General features: G+C 56.6%; 13 protein-coding genes and 3 pseudogenes. 10 read left to right on the forward strand and 6 right to left on the reverse strand.

Translation table 11 applies throughout. From position 1 onward, the window contains the following. Positions 1–71: 71 nt before the first annotated feature. Positions 72–269 carry a CsbD family protein gene (locus HOP53_RS14020; protein WP_234270604.1) on the reverse strand — a complete coding sequence of 66 codons (198 nt, stop codon included), beginning with the start codon at positions 267–269 and terminating at the stop codon, positions 72–74. Between the two features lie 251 nt (positions 270–520). On the opposite strand from HOP53_RS14020, the gene guaB reads away from it, so the two are divergent. The 7 genes and pseudogenes from guaB to HOP53_RS14055 form a co-directional block, all read left to right on the forward strand. Beyond that, positions 521–1,990, forward strand: a complete 1,470-nt coding sequence (gene guaB / locus HOP53_RS14025; RefSeq protein ID WP_234270605.1) for an IMP dehydrogenase — start codon at positions 521–523, stop codon at positions 1,988–1,990. Between the two features lie 96 nt (positions 1,991–2,086). Next, a complete protein-coding gene (gene guaA / locus HOP53_RS14030; protein WP_234252467.1) occupies positions 2,087–3,661 on the forward strand; it encodes a glutamine-hydrolyzing GMP synthase in 1,575 nt (524 codons plus the stop codon). 218 nt (positions 3,662–3,879) lie between these two features. Then, positions 3,880–5,808, forward strand: a complete 1,929-nt coding sequence (gene qatA, locus HOP53_RS14035; protein ID WP_234270606.1) for a Qat anti-phage system ATPase QatA — start codon at positions 3,880–3,882, stop codon at positions 5,806–5,808. Then, positions 5,808–6,668, forward strand: coding sequence for a Qat anti-phage system associated protein QatB (qatB, locus tag HOP53_RS21675; protein ID WP_338073305.1), 861 nt, complete (start codon positions 5,808–5,810; stop codon positions 6,666–6,668). The genes qatA and qatB overlap by 1 nt, the downstream gene beginning before the upstream one ends. Then, positions 6,665–8,035: a Qat anti-phage system QueC-like protein QatC gene (qatC, locus tag HOP53_RS14045; protein WP_234270608.1), complete on the forward strand. Its 1,371-nt coding sequence runs from the start codon at positions 6,665–6,667 to the stop codon at positions 8,033–8,035. The genes qatB and qatC overlap by 4 nt, the downstream gene beginning before the upstream one ends. A gap of 2 nt (positions 8,036–8,037) precedes the next feature. Beyond that, on the forward strand, positions 8,038–8,799 hold the full coding sequence (gene qatD / locus HOP53_RS14050; RefSeq protein ID WP_234270609.1) for a Qat anti-phage system TatD family nuclease QatD: 762 nt from the start codon (positions 8,038–8,040) through the stop codon (positions 8,797–8,799). 1 nt (position 8,800) lies between these two features. Next, a pseudogene (locus tag HOP53_RS14055) lies at positions 8,801–9,135 on the forward strand (GMP synthase (glutamine-hydrolyzing)); the annotation flags it as partial. 75 nt (positions 9,136–9,210) lie between these two features. On the opposite strand, the gene HOP53_RS14060 reads toward HOP53_RS14055, so the two are convergent. Then, complete coding sequence (locus tag HOP53_RS14060) at positions 9,211–10,977, reverse strand: GmrSD restriction endonuclease domain-containing protein (protein WP_234270610.1); 1,767 nt, start codon at positions 10,975–10,977, stop codon at positions 9,211–9,213. A 367-nt stretch (positions 10,978–11,344) separates the two neighbouring features. Further along, positions 11,345–11,497: pseudogene (locus HOP53_RS14065) on the reverse strand (FAD-dependent oxidoreductase); the annotation flags it as partial. Here HOP53_RS14065 and HOP53_RS14070 point away from each other — a divergent pair. The 3 genes and pseudogenes from HOP53_RS14070 to HOP53_RS14080 form a co-directional block, all read left to right on the forward strand. Next, positions 11,490–11,833, forward strand: a pseudogene (locus HOP53_RS14070) (GMP synthase (glutamine-hydrolyzing)); the annotation flags it as partial. The pseudogenes HOP53_RS14065 and HOP53_RS14070 sit on opposite strands and share 8 nt — an antisense overlap. A 339-nt stretch (positions 11,834–12,172) precedes the next feature. Then, positions 12,173–12,484: an HNH endonuclease gene (locus tag HOP53_RS14075; RefSeq protein WP_234270611.1), complete on the forward strand. Its 312-nt coding sequence runs from the start codon at positions 12,173–12,175 to the stop codon at positions 12,482–12,484. Further along, positions 12,477–13,094 carry a hypothetical protein gene (locus HOP53_RS14080; RefSeq protein WP_234270612.1) on the forward strand — a complete coding sequence of 206 codons (618 nt, stop codon included), beginning with the start codon at positions 12,477–12,479 and terminating at the stop codon, positions 13,092–13,094. Before HOP53_RS14075 ends, HOP53_RS14080 begins: the two co-directional genes overlap by 8 nt. A gap of 404 nt (positions 13,095–13,498) precedes the next feature. Here HOP53_RS14080 and HOP53_RS14085 read toward each other — a convergent pair whose 3' ends face one another. The 3 genes from HOP53_RS14085 to HOP53_RS14095 form a co-directional block, all read right to left on the reverse strand. Further along, positions 13,499–14,740, reverse strand: a complete 1,242-nt coding sequence (locus tag HOP53_RS14085) for an NAD(P)/FAD-dependent oxidoreductase (protein WP_234270613.1) — start codon at positions 14,738–14,740, stop codon at positions 13,499–13,501. A 471-nt stretch (positions 14,741–15,211) separates the two neighbouring features. Next, a complete protein-coding gene (locus tag HOP53_RS14090) occupies positions 15,212–15,754 on the reverse strand; it encodes an HD domain-containing protein (protein WP_234271061.1) in 543 nt (180 codons plus the stop codon). Between the two features lies 1 nt (position 15,755). Further along, positions 15,756–16,667, reverse strand: a complete 912-nt coding sequence (locus tag HOP53_RS14095; RefSeq protein ID WP_234270614.1) for an AraC family transcriptional regulator — start codon at positions 16,665–16,667, stop codon at positions 15,756–15,758. Positions 16,668–16,688 lie beyond the last annotated feature (21 nt).

Here is a 16,688-nt window from a genome sequence, read left to right on the forward strand (position 1 = left end):
TTTCACTCTCCTTGACCTGTCCTTAGACCTTGGATTTGCTTTGCTTCGCTGGGTAAGTGCCTGAGCTTTGCTCAGAGCTTGTTGGCCCAGTCGTCGACCTGGCGTTCCGCTTCCTCGCGCTCCAGGCCATACCGTTGCTGGATCTTGCCGATCAGTTCATCTTTCTTGCCGCCGACCTGATCCAGCTCATCGTCGGTAAGCTCGCCCCAACTGGTGCGGGCCTTACCTTTCATCTCTTTCCACTTGCCTTCGATCTGATCCCAGTTCATTTTCCGTCACTCCTTTCCTTGAGTGGACCCGTCGTGCCCTTCTCAAACTAGATCACGTTATTGCCGCTGTAAGTCAAAGTAGGTTTCGGACTGTTTCGAAGAGTAATTAGGGAAGGGCGACGGGCGGTACGATGAGGGCTGGGTGACAGCCAGCCGAAGCCCGGACTCGCATTGCCCGTGCCTTGGCCCGAGCGCTATAATGGTCGATTAACTTTTCCCCACTCCCCCACCAGCACTGGGTGTTGCCGACTATGCTACGTATGGCCCAAGAAGCTCTTACGTTCGACGACGTATTACTCGTACCCGGCTACTCGGAAGTCCTGCCCAAGGACGTCAGCCTGCGAACCCGCCTGACCCGCGACCTCTACCTCAACATCCCCCTCGTCTCCGCCGCCATGGATACCGTGACCGAAGCCCGCCTGGCCATCGCCATGGCTCAGGAAGGTGGCATCGGCATCATCCACAAGAACATGAGCGTTTCCGCCCAGGCCGCCGAGGTGCGCAAGGTCAAGAAGCACGAGAGCGTGATCGTCAAGGACCCGGTCACCGTCGGGCCCAAGGCCAAGCTCGAAGACCTGCTGGCCATGGCGCAGGAATACGGCTTCTCCGGCTTCCCGGTGGTAGAGGGCGAAACCCTGGTGGGGATCGTGACCGAGCGCGACATGCGCTTCCAGCCCAACCACGGCGACAGCGTTTCCGACATCATGACCCCGCGTGAGCGGCTGGTGACGGTGGCCGAGAACACCGGCCTCGACGTGATCAAGGCCAAGATGCAGGAGCACCGGGTCGAGAAGATGCTGGTGGTGGACGACGCCTTCCACCTGCGCGGCCTGGTCACCTTCCAGGACATCGAGAAGGCGCGTACCTTCCCCAACGCCGCCAAGGACGCCGACGGCCGCCTGCTGGTGGGCGCCGCCGTGGGCACCGGCCCGGAAACCCCCGACCGCGTCGCCGCGCTGGTGGAAGCCGGGGTCGACGTGATCATCGTCGATACCGCCCACGGCCACTCCAAGGGCGTGATCGACCGCGTGGCCTGGGTCAAGGAACACTTCCCGCAGATCCAGGTGATCGGCGGCAACATCGCCACCGCCGCCGCCGCCCGTGCCCTGGCCGAAGCCGGCGCCGATGGCGTCAAGGTGGGCATCGGCCCCGGTTCCATCTGCACCACCCGCGTGGTGGCCGGCGTAGGCGTGCCGCAGATCACCGCGGTTTCCAACGTCGCCGAAGCGCTTAAGGAGTTCGACATCCCGCTGATCGCCGACGGCGGCGTACGCTACTCCGGCGACCTGGCCAAGGCGATTGCCGCCGGCGCCAGCGCGGTGATGGTGGGCGGCCTGCTGGCCGGCACCGAGGAAGCCCCGGGCGAGGTCGAGCTGTTCCAGGGCCGTACCTACAAGGCCTACCGCGGCATGGGCTCGATGGGCGCCATGGCCCAGAGCCAGGGCAGCGCCGACCGCTACTTCCAGGACAAGGACGCCGGTGCCGAGAAGCTGGTGCCGGAAGGTATCGAAGGCCGCGTGCCCTACAAGGGCGTGATGAGCGCCATCGTGCACCAGCTGATGGGCGGCCTGCGTGCCTCCATGGGCTACACCGGCTGCAGCAACATCCAGGAGATGCGCACCAAGCCGGAGTTCGTGCAGATCACCGGTGCCGGCTTCGCCGAATCGCACGTGCATGATGTGCAGATCACGAAAGAAGCCCCGAACTACCGAGCCGGTTAACCGCCAGCTCGTAAGAGACAAACGCGGCGGGACTCATCCCGCCGCACGCTTTTTGCATCCGGCCCGCCGCCATACGCTGCCAGTAGAGACGACCCGATGACCGACATTCACGCCCACAAGATCCTCATCCTCGACTTCGGCTCCCAGTACACCCAGCTGATCGCCCGCCGCGTGCGCGAGATCGGCGTGTACTCCGAAGTGCGTGCCTACGACATCACCGAGGAAGAGATCCGCGAATACGCCCCCAACGGCATCATCCTCTCCGGCGGCCCGGAATCCACCGTGGCCTCCGGCTCGCCCCGCGCGCCTGAGTGCGTGTTCGAGATGGGCCTGCCGGTGCTGGGCATCTGCTACGGCATGCAGACCATGGCGGTGCAGCTCGGCGGCGCCGTGGAAGGCTCCGACAAGCAGGAGTTCGGCTACGCCCAGGTCAAGATCGACAGCGACGACGACCTGTTCCGCGACATCAAGGACCACGTGGACCACGACGGCAAGGCGCTGCTCGACGTGTGGATGAGCCACGGCGACAAGGTGGCCCGCGCCCCTGAACAGTTCACCGTGACCGCCTCCACCCCCAGCTGCCCCATCGCCGCCATGACCTGGCCCGAGAAGCGCTTCTACGCCGTGCAGTTCCACCCCGAGGTGACCCACACCCTGCAAGGCATGCGCATCCTCGAGCACTTCGTGGTGGGCGTGTGCGGCGCCGAAAAGCTGTGGACCCCGGCGCGCATCATCGAAGACCAGATCGCCCGCGTGCGCGACCAGGTGGGCGACCGCCACGTGCTGCTCGGTCTCTCCGGCGGCGTGGACTCCTCGGTGGTGGCGGCACTGCTGCACAAGGCCATCGGCGACCAGCTCACCTGCGTATTCGTCGACAACGGCCTGCTGCGCAAGAACGAAGGCGACCAGGTAATGGAAACCTTCGCCCGCCACATGGGCGTCAAGGTGATCCGCGTGGACGCCGAAGAACTGTTCCTCTCCAAGCTCAAAGGCGAGAACGACCCGGAAGCCAAGCGCAAGATCATCGGCAACACCTTCATCGACGTGTTCGATGAAGAGGCCAGCAAGATCGAAGGCGTCGACTTCCTGGCCCAAGGCACCATCTACCCCGACGTGATCGAATCCGCCGCCAGCAAGACCGGCAAGGCCCACGTGATCAAGTCGCACCACAACGTCGGCGGCCTGCCCGAAACCATGAAGCTGCAGCTGGTCGAACCGCTGCGCGAACTGTTCAAGGACGAAGTGCGCAAGCTCGGCCTGGAGCTCGGCCTGCCCTACGACATGGTGTACCGCCACCCCTTCCCGGGGCCGGGCCTGGGCGTGCGCATTCTCGGCGAAGTGAAGAAGGAGTACGCCGACATCCTGCGCGAAGCCGACGCCATCTTCATCGAGGAACTGCACAACGCCGATTGGTACCACAAGACCAGCCAGGCCTTCGCCGTGTTCCTGCCGGTGAAGTCCGTCGGCGTGGTCGGCGACGGCCGCCGCTACGAGTGGGTCATCGCCCTGCGCGCCGTGGAAACCATCGACTTCATGACCGCACGCTGGGCCCACCTGCCGTATGAGCTGCTGGAGAAAGTCTCCAACCGCATCATCAACGAGATCCGCGGCGTCTCTCGCGTGACCTACGACGTCAGCAGCAAGCCGCCCGCGACGATTGAGTGGGAGTAGCTTTGCTACTAATCGGTTAGCTCTATAATCCGCTGTTTTTACAGCGGATTTTTTTTGCTTATCGTTTATAGGGGACGCTGTGTTTGAGCACTTTAGCTATTTTGGGTAGAAAGTGACGGAGAGTATGTTAAAAAAATAACGAATGGGCATGACAAGATTCGTGCCGCACCTAAATCACAAGTATTGACCCTATACCATTCCTTGCGAGGCATCGAAAGATGATAGTCGCCGACAATGAGACCGCAGTCGACCTACTATACTACGAGGCTATCGCACGGACCGTGGTCCGCCTTGTAGGTGAAAAATCACACGAGCCTCTCAGCGTCGGCATTCACGGGGATTGGGGCGCCGGCAAATCAAGCATTCTAATGATGGTGGAGGAAACATTTTCCAACAATGAGCGCGTGCTATGCGTGCGGTTTAATGGTTGGCTTTTCCAGGGGTTCGAGGATGCAAAGACAGTCTTGATCGAGACGATTGTCGAGGAACTGCGACGCAAACGCCCCACGTCACAGAAAGTTGCTGAGCAGGCGAGAAAAGTCCTGAGACGCGTCGACTGGATGAAGCTTGCACGTAAGGCGGGGGCGTACGGCTTGACGTTGGCTACGGGAATCCCACATCCCGAGACGATCAAGGAGCTGGGGACAGTTGCGCGGAGCCTCATCGGTAAGGACCCCAAGGAAATATCACCGTCAACTGTTACAGCCCTCATTGAGGGTTCGGACGAGTTCCTCCGTGAGGTTGCCGTGGACAACGCGCCTGAGCAGATGCATGCGTTTCGGGAAGAATTCGCGGAGCTCTTGGAGAATGCCGAAATAGATCGCTTGATCGTTCTCGTTGATGACCTTGACCGGTGCCTCCCAAACACTGCAATCGAGACTCTGGAAGCGATCAGGTTATTTCTGTTTGTGCCGCGTGCCGCTTTCGTCATTGCAGCGGACGAAGGGATGATCGAATACGCCGTGCGGCAGCATTTCCCGGATCTGCCTGTGGCTACAGGGCCGGCTACCTATGCCCGTAATTACCTCGAAAAATTGATTCAGGTTCCGTTTCGCCTGCCCTCGCTTGGATATGCCGAGACTCGGATCTATGTGACGCTGCTTTTGGTACTGAATACCTGCGGCGAGAAAAATGACGACTTCCAGAAATTAATGACATTGGCGCGGGAGGTTCTGCGCCGTCCATGGAAGGGCCCTGGCCTCGACCGGAGGACGGTCGAGGAGGCCTTAGGCGGCGTCCCGACCGAGATCGAGCGGGCGATGGAATTGGCCGGGAGGATCGCCCCGATTCTGGCGGACGGCGCGCGGGGTAACCCAAGGCAGATAAAGCGCTTCATCAATACGATGATGCTGCGTTTGGCCATCGCCGAGGAACGTGGCTTTCGTGACGAGCTGAATATCTCGGTGCTTGCCAAGATAATGCTCGCGGAGCGTTTCGCCCCGGAGCTCTACGATGTGATGGCGCGCGGCTCCGCTAACACTGGGGCATCGGAGGAACTCGCAGCTCTCGAAGCCGTGGTCGCGGCCTCATTCGCCGAATTGGAGATGAAATCGGCGGACGATAAGAAAAAGACTCCTCCCACCGAGATATCCTTGCCTGATTGGCCGAACCTTGAATGGGCAAAGCAATGGGCCGCCATCGATCCACCCCTCGCCGAGAACGACCTCAGGCCATACGTTTTCGTAACCCGCGACCGGCGGAATGTGTTCGGCGCGGTAACGTCTCTTGGGGAACTGGACGAACTTGTCGCAAAGCTCCAAGGCTCGCCCTTACAGGTGAAGCAGGCCGCAGCGGAAATCGCTCGCCTCCAGTCCATTGAAGCTGAGCAGGTCTTTGACGCGTTGCGGGCTAAAGTTCGGGACACGGTGGACTTGACACAAGAGCCTTTGGGGGTAAAGGGCTTGGCCGAGATGGCTCGCCAGCATCCTTTCCTGCAGCGACCACTGCTTTCCTTAGTGCAGGACCTGCCTGTCTCGAAGCTTGGTCCTTGGATCGTCAGCGGTTGGGCTTCGGTGTTCAGTGAAGCCGATGTCGCCTCGGACTTTGCGACGACCCTCAAGGGGTGGGCCGACCAAGATGATAACAAACAGCTGAAGGCGGCGGCTGCGGCGGCAATGAAACTCTCCAGTAAGAGGAAGCGTCACTGATGGGAACCTCGGGAATATTTGGTGGCTCAAAGAATGGGCTGGTTCCGAGCTGGGTCGATGAACCTGCGTCGTCGCCTGTGGCCACGTCCGATAGCACCGAGCCGGACTCCTCAGAACGTGAGGCACCGTTCGCCCCACCCGGCGCGTCACCGGCGCAGTCATACCCACCTATACCTGAAATTCCTGTAAGTTCTGCTCTCAGCGGTGCACGCGGGAATATAACCAGGGGGGCGCGAGCGTCCGATGAGCGAGCTCTGCGACGGGGCGCCGGCCGATATGTGCGAGCGAGCGGAGGCGGACGGGCTGCGGCAAGTCGTATGCCCAACTCTCGCGCTGTGGCCGGCGGCGTGGCCGGTCTCGCAAGGAGTTTCGCTAACCAAGGACCGGTAGAAGCGCTTAGGCGGTTCAACCTTGTGGGCATGGCGGGCGCCCCCGCCGAGGATGTGTTCGTCGCGTTGACTGATATGTTATGTCCCGCGGGCGGAACAATTGACGAGGCGATTGCGAGGGACGCGATGCTTGAGACGGTTGCTGACCTTGCTGCCTCCGGCGTCGGCAACTTTGATGAACTCTCTGCGGAAGATCTGCGTGAGTTTTTTATCGGAGTGGTAAGCCGCTCAATCGAGGGCAAGATATTGAACGAGGTCGGGACAAACGCTATCGCAGCGCCTTCCAATATCACCGGAGTCGAACGCGCGCAGGCCATGCTGCATGACTTCATTGAAGGCTGTGTTCGCGACGAGTTCGACGCGCGCAGAACCGATCTGAGCGATCTTGATGCGACTGACATCGATAGCTTCGTTGATGATCTCTATGGCGCCGCATTCGATTTGATCGAGGCCTTGGGAGATAACGGATGAGAAGGTTCAGTCTAATCGGCCGGCTTGGTCCCGACGACACGTGTAGAGTCGAAACTGTTCAGCCCGACGCTGAGTCATTCGAGATAGATTTCCTGGATAGTGATTTGCGTGTGGGCTTCGGCATCGGCCACGCACTGGACCAACTCGCCACCCTCGGATTGCAACCTTCCGAGAAGGGTATCGACCTTGTCGTCCTCGCAGCGCTCGTCAACGCCGGCGATACAAGAATCTCTCGTAAGCTGAACGCACAGGACGGCTGGACAAGGGAGATCGATCTCTACGTTCCCGTGTCCTCCCCCTCGGCCTGGATTGCGAGTGCGCAATCGATCGGGGCAATGCTTCGCTTCCTTACCGGCGATCGGTGGCGTGTCTTCTTCCGTGATCGGACGAGCATGACCAAGACCCTCGCTGTTGCTCCGAAGTGCTTGGCAATTGACGGGCTGACGAAGGTAAGCTTGCTGTCCGGTGGTTTGGATAGTCTCGTCGGTGCAATCGATCTTCTGAGCGTTGGTGAGCAGAGCCCTCTATTCGTCAGCCATTATTGGGACAGTGAGACGGCGAAAGCCCAAGCCTACATCCTCGACCGGTTGGAGAACCGGTTCGGCAAAGAGGCTTTTAAAAGTCTCAGGGTGCGACTGGGGTTCGACAAATACCATCTCCCCACTGGGGAGACGGAAAATACGCAGCGGGGGCGGTCTTTTCTCTTCTACTCGCTGGCGACGTTGGCTGCATCGGCGTTCGATGAACGAACTACCGTCGACATACCGGAAAATGGTCTCATTGCGCTCAACGTCCCCCTCGACCCCTTGCGCTTTGGGGCGCTGAGCACGCGAACGGCGCATCCGCATTTCATCGTGAGCATGCAGCGGCTTATCGATGCTCTCAACCTCAATGTTGAACTGAACAACCCATACAGGCACAGGACGAAGGGCGAGATGGTCGCGAACTGTGAGGACAAGGTTTTCCTAGAAAAGATAGTGGCGAACTCCATGTCGTGCTCGTCGCCGGCGAAGGCACGCTACAAGAAGCTATCTCCCCGGCACTGCGGTTACTGTGTTCCCTGCCTGATCCGTAGAGCCTCGCTTGAGGTTGGCCTCGACGGATATGATGAGACGCTCTACATGGTTGAGAATCTGAAAGGACATGTTTTGGCCTCCGACCGGCCTGAAGGGGAGCACGTCCGTTCGTTCCAATTGATGGCCAAGCGAATCAAAGCGAAGCCGGGGCTTGCGAAAATTTTGGTCCACAAGCCAGGCCCGCTTCATGATGAGCCGAGCTTAATACCGGAGTACGCCGATGTGTTTCGACGCGGCGTTCTTGAAGTTGCCGAACTCCTGCAAGGTGTTCGGGCGCAGCCGAGAGGATGACAATGCGCCCCGATTACGTGGATTTCCACGCACATCTCGACCTCTATCCTGATCTTGAGCAGGCGATTGCGACTTGTGATCACAAGCGCGTGGCTACCTTGGCGGTGACTACCACCCCCAAGGCGTTTGAGAGAAACATCGAATTGTCCGCAAAAAGTGACTACGTAAGGGCTGGACTCGGTCTACATCCGCAGCTCGTCGCAGACCGGTATCTAGAAATCGACCTGTTCGAGAGTCTCTTGGCGCGGACGCGTTACATTGGGGAGGTCGGGCTTGATCGCGGTCCTGCTCACTACCGCTCATTTGATTTGCAAAAGGAGGTCTTTGGCAGAATTCTTCGAGCCTGTGCGAAGCAAGGAAATAAGATTCTAAGTATACACAGCGTCAGAGCGGCGAAGCCGGTCTTGGATATGCTTGACGAGCACCTGCCACCAGATAGGGGCGACGTCGTCTTGCATTGGTTTTCTGGTAGCAAGGCTGATGTGCGCAGGGCTGTTGATCGCGGCTGCTACTTCTCAGTGAACGAGGGCATGCTCGTCTCCACGACCGGCAGTCGCGTAATGCGCGAGATACCGATCGACCGTGTGCTGACCGAAACGGATGGACCGTTCCTCGCTCGTGGTGGTAAACCGCTCGAACCCGGCGACGTGGGTCGGGCCGTTGAAATGATTGCCTCCTTTGTGGAGTTGCCGGTTGAGGCGGTGCGCACTAAGATTTTGTCGAATCTAAAGAGGCTCTTGCAGAACGACAAAGCTGAACCCTAAGGTAAGGTTATTAGGAGTAGTCGCCATCCTGCACGAAGCCGACGCTATTTTCATTGAGGAACTGCACAACGCCGACTGGTACCACAAGACCAGCCAGTCCTTCGCCGTGTTCCTGCCGGTGAAGTCAGCCGGCATGGTCGGCGACGGCCGCCGCGACGAATGGGTCATTGCCCTGTGCGCCGTGGAAATCACCGACTTCACGACCGCACGCTGGGCCCACTGCCGTATGAGTTGCTGGAGAAAGTCTCCAACCGCATCAATAACGAGATCCGCGGCGTCTCCCGCGTGACGTACGACGTCAGCAGCAAGCCACCCGCGACGATCGAGTGGGAATAATAAAAAGTAGTGACTTCTAATTCTTCGTTTGGACGAAAGCCAGCCGCAAGTGCAGGCTTTCGTCCGTTAAACTAGTTAATGAAATCTTTTGGCAATGTTGCCTGCTTCTTTGAAGTTTTTGGCTTTGCGCGTTTCATCTCCATGTCGGTAAAAAATATCTTCGCCAAGGTACGACATTTCATTCTGTGGTCTGATGGAAATTACTATTATTCCTAGGCCATAGTATGTATTGTAGTCGATGGACGATAGCACGCTTGATTTAAGCGGTTCTGATAATTCGGATTTGGATATGCATTCTCTAATTTCTTGAAAGTATTGCTCTGTAGAAATGCCCATGGCTATGGCTTCTCTAATTATTCCTACTACATGTTTCTGGCCGACTTGCCTTGAAGTTATGCCATAAATTTTTTCTGCACGTTGAGCATCCCTTTCCTTGTCGCATACGCCTAATATTATTTTTCCGCCAATGCCCTTTCCATTATTTGCGATGGCGCAAATATGAGTAGGGATCTTTTGCAGCATAGGGCCTGGATCTCTACTATCTTCACTAATGGGTAGTATGCCTTGTTTTAATTCATAGCTTGAAGTTTCGACCTCTGAACGGCGTATATCAGCGTCTATGTCAGTAACTTTGTGGTCCGCGTAAACCTTTTCCGATATCTTAGGGTCAGAAGTAAAGCTTCGTGAGATCAATCCCTTTACCACGTCGATATTTTGACGGCGAAGGTCAGGTGTACTGCCACCCTGTCCTGGCCTCATTCGATCATAAATATTATCGAGAGCTTGGCGGAGGCAGGCCCAGTCTGATACAATTTTTTTCTCGCTAACAATTATCTCATGAAAAGCTATTAGTAATACTGCAAAAACAGAAGGGAAGGCATTTGTAGTAGGCGTAGAAAAAATCAAGCTTCTAAGCTTGGTTTGCTGAGGTTGTTCACAAGCTGTCAAAATTTGTTCTATGCAATAGTTTAATTCGTCCGTTAGCTTTTCTACACCGTAAGTTTCTAAGGCAGCATGTATACGTGAATATTCTGGGCTTGAGGGTTCGTAAAGAGCATCTAAAGCCGCCTTTGATCGACTTATGAGTTTTTGTCCAGCAATACAAGCCACTATATCAGCAATGCACTGCTCATCTAAGCTGTCTCTAAGGTCGGTAGCTCTCAGTATTCCATGTGCTACCCAGAAAACTTCAGAGGATTTTATATCATAGCCATGACGAGTCATGGGTAGGTCAATGCTAATGGCGGGCATTTCGTACAGCGGAAGCGTAAGTCGAGATACATCGCCTCTATAGCTGCAAGCTAAATCTCTGACAAGGTCAGAAAATTTACTTTGTATTCCAGATTGGCGCCTTTCTTGATCAGAAAGTCTATGTCCATAGGTGTTTATTCGGTCAAATACATCATTAACTTCTTCGTCTGCTGCGTTCCTCATTATTGAAGCAGCTAATGTGTAATCTAGAATGGCGGAGCATTGTTTGTTGTCTAAAAGCTCACCTTCGGCGTTGGTTGCAAAGTCTCCGCTCTCATAGTGGCTTTTAGCTGTTGGAAAAAAATCGAGATTAAATATCTTGTCATTGGTCGTGCAATAAGAGACTTCGATAAATGACAGAATGGCATGTAGTCGTTGAAGGCCATCAATAATCTCGTAATGCCCTTCCTTTTCGGCAAGTAATATTGCTGGGATTGGGTAGTCTCTTAAAATTGAATCTATCAGTTTTTGCTTTTCTTCTAGTGTCCATACGAGCTTTCTTTGGTACCGGCGGTTTACGTAAAGACGCCCTTCCCTGTACCATGTGTAAATGCTTTGGACGGAAGTTGGCTCAGAACTGAGTGTTGCCATTTTTTCCCCTGCTGTATCTCTAATGAGAAATGACTTGGTAAAGAATAAACTATATTGAATTCCGCTTTTCTTGTCTATGATGCAATGCTGAAAGAATGTATTCGAGTTTTTCTTCGTTAAAACTCTATGTTTTTCAAGTAATTAGGACATGCTTTTTGGCTTTCACGCTCAGCTCGACGATAAAGCGATTACTGTTGAGGCCGGCTAGGTCGGTCTGCGAAAACTCCTACTCGGTGCGCAGCTGGCGTACACGCTTGCCGAAGCCGTTACTGTGATGAATGGTGGCGGGGGGAGAGTGGGGGTAGTGGGGGTAGGCATCAATAAAACGGGCGCCTCAAGGGCGCCCGCTTTCGTTCTGAGCTCAGCTTCAGAAGCGGTCGACGCGGAACGGTGCCATATCCACCGCGGGCTCTTCGCCATCCATCATCTGGGCGAGCAGTTCGCCGGTGGCCGGGCCCAGGGTGAAGCCCTGGTGGCCGTGGCCGAAGGCGAGCCATAGCCCTTCCTTGTTGGGGGCGGGTCTGGGCGTATGCACTCTCGGCAAGTGAAGAAGAAGTACCTCGACATCCTGAGCGAAGCCCGAGGAACTGCACAACGCCGATTGGTACCACAAGACCAGCCAAGCCTTCGCCGTGTTCCTGCCGGTCAAATCCGTCGGTATGGTCGGCGACGGCCACCGCTACGAATGGGTCATCGCCCTGCGCGCCGTGGAAACCAACTACATGGCCGCACGCAGGGCGCACCTACCGTAAGAGCTGCTGGAGGATTTCAACCGCATCATCAACGAGATCCGTTGCGTCTCCCGCGTGACTACGACGTCAGCAGCAAGCCGCTTGCGACGACAGAGTGGGAGTAAGGTACGCCTAGGCAGAACGCCTGACACGGCTAAAGCTTGACCAAGGTCAAGGTCTTACCAAAGGATAGGCCCTTTTCTTTGCATTTCGTTACAAGATTCCGTTAACTCGGCTTAAGGTCGCTGAGACTATTGCCGATAGGACAGGTAGGTACAACGCAGACAAGGCTGTCCCTGGGTAAGGACGTCACCCCGGTGGTAGCTGGCTGTGTAGGATGCGTAGAAGTTAGAGGACATTGCAAGGTTAGTTATGGAAAGAAAAGGACTTTCTTTAAAGACTTTTAAAAAATTGTTGATGTGATGGTTTTAGTTAATAACCTTCCTAGCTAGGAGATATGTGAAATGCTTAAGTCCATGTTGAAGATTGCGCAAAATACAATTAACGCAAAAACAGGCAGTGGGTATCGCCAAATTTATTTAAGTCGATACCCGCAGGACGAGCATATCTGTGCTGGATGCAAAAGCATTTTTCCCACTTCCCGTATTCAAGTGGATCACATCATTCCTCAAAAACATGGTGGAAGCAACGCCGTAACTAATTTGCAGGCGATGTGTGCTCCATGTAATAACGCCAAAAGGGCGAAAATAGACCAGCTTTCTCTTCAGTACTCAGGAGCGGCTCTGTTGCGAGAGATAAAGAAAATATATGGGTGATAAAATGATAGAAAGTATTTTTTACGATGGCGAGGAGCTGACGCTTGTGAAGAGCGTCGACTCTAGTGGTTTTCTAAAAAAAATAGGTGTTGGTCCACAAAAAACAAGCAGCATCTCCATAAAAGAGTTTGAGAAAGGAAAGGAGACTCTTTGGTTGTTAGAGGAGAATGGAGTGGTGTTGGCTATCTGTAGGCCGCCGCCAAACGAGCCAACGAAAATACTTAATTCTACTCATAAAGAAATGGTTGAGACTTTTGGCGAGTTCATAGAGGTCTTAGGAAAGAAAGAATTCGAGAATTTATTCGAACTATTTTCTTGTGATGATCGGCTTGAAGAAGTTTTTTCTTTAATAAGGGATGACTATGAGAAAAAAGCGGTTAAAACTGAAGAAAAAGTGGAGCTAGCTTGCTTGTATTATTTGGGCAGAGAGTCTGACGGAAAAATATATCTTTATGACAGTCAAGGAGAGATATTGGTATATGCTTACGATCATGAGATAGATGATAGGTCCCTTCATGCTGTAGAAGGTCAGCCTGCTGATACATTTTATCGGTCTAACAACTTTAAAACAGTTGTTGGAGTGTTGAAGAAATGTCTAAGTCAAGAGTAGCAAGGAATGATGATTCTTAGATTCTTCCTTTTTCTTGCCATAAACTATGCTTTTTTATGGCTCCATGCATTTGTTTTCGTTGCATTCTTTGTTCTTCTTGTGGTTACAGTGCCTTTGCATTTGGCTTATATAGGTAGTTTTTTTCGTCGTCTAAAATTGAGGTGAAATTTGTTCATGCCGGGCATAAAATCATGCGCTGACTTTGTTCAGTCTAACAACTAGGTATTGTGGTGTAGTAGCCATTTAATTTTTCCTATTTGTGTTGGTTTGTAAGAAAATCAAGATTCAAGCCGCCTCAGCTGTTTGAGCTCTTCACCGTAACGAGGGGTACCATAGGCCGTGAAGGTGTGAGGCTTCATAAAACGGGCGCCTCAAGGGCGCCCGCTTTCGTTATGGCCTCAGCTTCAGAAGCGATCAACCCGGAACGGGGCCATATCCACCGCGGGCTCTTCGCCATCCATCATCTGGGCGAGCAGTTCGCCGGTGGCCGGGCCGAGGGTGAAGCCTTGGTGGCCGTGGCCGAAGGCGAGCCAAAGGCCTGCCTTGTTGGGGGCGGGGCCGATCACCGGCTTCATGTCGGGCAGGCAGGGGCGGGCGCCTTTCCAGGGCTGGCTGTCGCGACGCTTGCCCAGCGGGAACAGCTTGCGTGCCACCTTCTCGGCGGCGGCCAGCTGCTTGTACTGGGGCGGTGAATCCAGATCGGCCAGCTCGGCGCCGGTGGTCAGGCGAATGCCGGCGCGCATCGGTTCGAGCAGAAAGCCTTTCTCGGCGTCCATCACCCAGTGGTTGAGCTTGGCTTCCCCTTCGGCGGAGTAGTGCATGTGGTAGCCGCGCTTCACGAACAGCGGCACTTTCATGCCTAGCCTTGCCAGCAGTTCTCCGGCCCAGGGTCCCAGGGCCACCACGACCTCATCTGCTTCCATGGGGCCTTCGCTGGTATTGACCCGCCAGCCGCCCTCGACCTGGAGCACGTCTTCGACGCTGGCCTGCTTTATGTGGCCGCCCTGTGCGGCAAAGCTGCGGGCGTAGGCCTGCACCAGGCCGCCCGGGTCCGAGACCATCCAGGGCTGGGTCCAGTGGATCGCCCCGACCAGCCCCTTGGCCAGATGCGGCTCCTTGGCGTAGAGCGCCTCGGCGTCCAGCGCTTCATACTCGACACCGAAGCGCTCGTGGTTTTCCTGGGCTTCTTTCTGGCGCTCCTCGAACTCTTTTTGGGTGCGGTAAAGCTCCAGCCAGCCGCCCTTGCGTACCAGCGCCTCGGCGCCGGCGGCTTCGATCATCGGGGCGTGGGCATCCTGGCAGCGCATGATCAGCGATGCCCACTCGGTCACGATGCGCTCGTAGCGCTTACCGCTCGAGTTCAGCCAGTAGTTCATTAGCGGGCCCGCCGCGCTGAGCATGCCGGTGGGGCGGTAGCGGATGTCCACCTGGCGGTTGGGCACCACTCGCAGCAGGGTGGCGACATCGCGGGGGAAGGCGTAGGGGCGCACCGCCTCGCGCTGGATGATGCCGGCATTGCCGAAGGAGGTCTCAAGGCCCGGTTCGCGGCGGTCCACCAGCGTGACGTCATGACCGCGACGCACCAGATGCCAGGCTACGGATACGCCGACCATGCCGGCACCAAGAACGATGATTTTGCGGGCCATGAAGGACTCCCTGCCGATGGAATATGGAAGCTCCGCCGGGGCAGAGCCTGTCATTGCGCGGAGTTTATCAGTACTTCCCAGAAAATCGGCTACCTGCTGAAAATTAAGATAAAGACACCATATCTGCATGTCATGGCAGAATATTTGCCCGTGGCCATGGGGCTGAATGGGATTTTTGTTTGTGACTGGCTGTTGTGCCTGCTTGCGCCATTACCGATAGTGTAGGTGCTGCACTGAGGGCCGCCATGGTCTGGCATGATCTGGCTAGGCTCTGATCAAGGACGGGTGGGACGGGTGCTGATTCCGGCGGCTCGCAACGGGAAAATTACCGCTCGGTAATCTCCCATGGTGATCAAGGCTCGGTTCGCGGGAAAATTACCGCTCGGTAACTTTTGTACGGTCGCTCTTGCCAGTCTTTCGTGAACGGTAGCGATGGGGCTCGAGCTGATGAGGCCCGAGCGGCTGCGTTGTTCATCGCGCAATGCCGCGAATCTTCGCTTCGCCTTCCGTCAGTACGCTCCATGCCTGACGCCTCAGCGCCTGGTCACCCGCTGTCATCACTTCCAGCAGCCGGCGCTTCTCGGCCAGGTAGACCCGGGCGAAGCCGCGGTCTCGCGCGACGATGCTGACGGTGTTGTCGATCAGGTCGGCGTACTTGATGGTCTGCGCCTCCGGGGAGACCTGCGCCAGCCTGTCGCGCTCCAGCGCCTTGCGGTGTGCGCGGTTGCCGATTTCCGGATCGATGAATTGATCCGTCAGCTCCTGCACCAGGACGGCGACGCGCTGGCCGAAGCACTCCTCGATGTCCAGCGCCGTCACGGCGGTATCCTCGAGCACGTCGTGCAGGTGGGCGGCGGCGATCATCTCCGCTGTCGCCGCCTCCACGGCCGACACCATCTCGGCGACAGTCGCCGGGTGTTGCCAGTAGGGCTCGCCGGTGTACTTGCGCCGCTGCCCCACGGCCTGATGGGCGGCCCGGCTAAACAGCGCCGCCCGTTCGGCGATGTCCTCCATTCTAGTCACCCCCTCCGCTTCTCCTCTGCGCGAACAGGCTCGGCGGCTGCCCCACGTGCCGGCTGAAGGCAACGCTGAACGCACTGCTGGAACCGTACCCAACGCGTTCGGCCACCTCGGAAACCGCCAGAGCGCTGTTGCGAAGTAGTTCCTTCGCGACCGCCATGCGCCAGGCTAGCAGATATTCCATCGGCGCCATCCCGACCAGTCGCGTGAAGCGCTCGAAGAACGCAGAGCGGGAAAGGGCAGCAATCTCTGCAAGCTGAACAACGCTCCAGGAGCGCTCGATGTGTTCATGCATCTGCTCAAGGGCGCGTGCCAGCCGCTCATCTCCCAGCCCTCGCAATAGCCCCGGCGGGGCGCTTCCGGCCGAAGCCGAGCGCATCGCTTCGACAAGCAGCAGCTCTACCAAGCGGGAGAGCATGAACTCGCAGCCCGGCTTCTGGTCGCGGGATTCCTCGCCCACCAACTGTACTAGCTGCGACAGTCGCTTCGAACCCTGAACATGCACGACGATCGGTAGCAGGGAGACCAGCAGCCCCGGATTGGCGCAGTAGAACAGGAACGATCCCCCCAGGGAGCGCATGTCCGGCTGGCCATCCGGGTCACCGTAACGTAGCTCGGCAGTGCTGCCCGCAACCTGACGAGGGTCCAGATGCACCGGCGGCGCCGGCGTGAAGCTGGAGATCGTGAAGGCTGGCGTCGTGGGTAGCAGGACGAAGTCGCCGGCACTGATGGTAATCGGCACGTGCCCGTCGACGGTCAGCAGGGCGCTTCCTTCCAGCACGATACAAAAGCTGGGGTGTCCGTAGTCGGAATAGTGCACAGCCCAGCTTCCTTTGCCGCTGATGATATTGGCAAAGACCGCACGAGGATGCAGGAGCCGAACTACCTCGGAAAGCGGATCGATCATAAGGACTCTCACTAAATAAAG

This window comes from Billgrantia ethanolica (genome assembly GCF_021404305.1).
Lineage (GTDB): Bacteria > Pseudomonadota > Gammaproteobacteria > Pseudomonadales > Halomonadaceae > Halomonas > Halomonas ethanolica.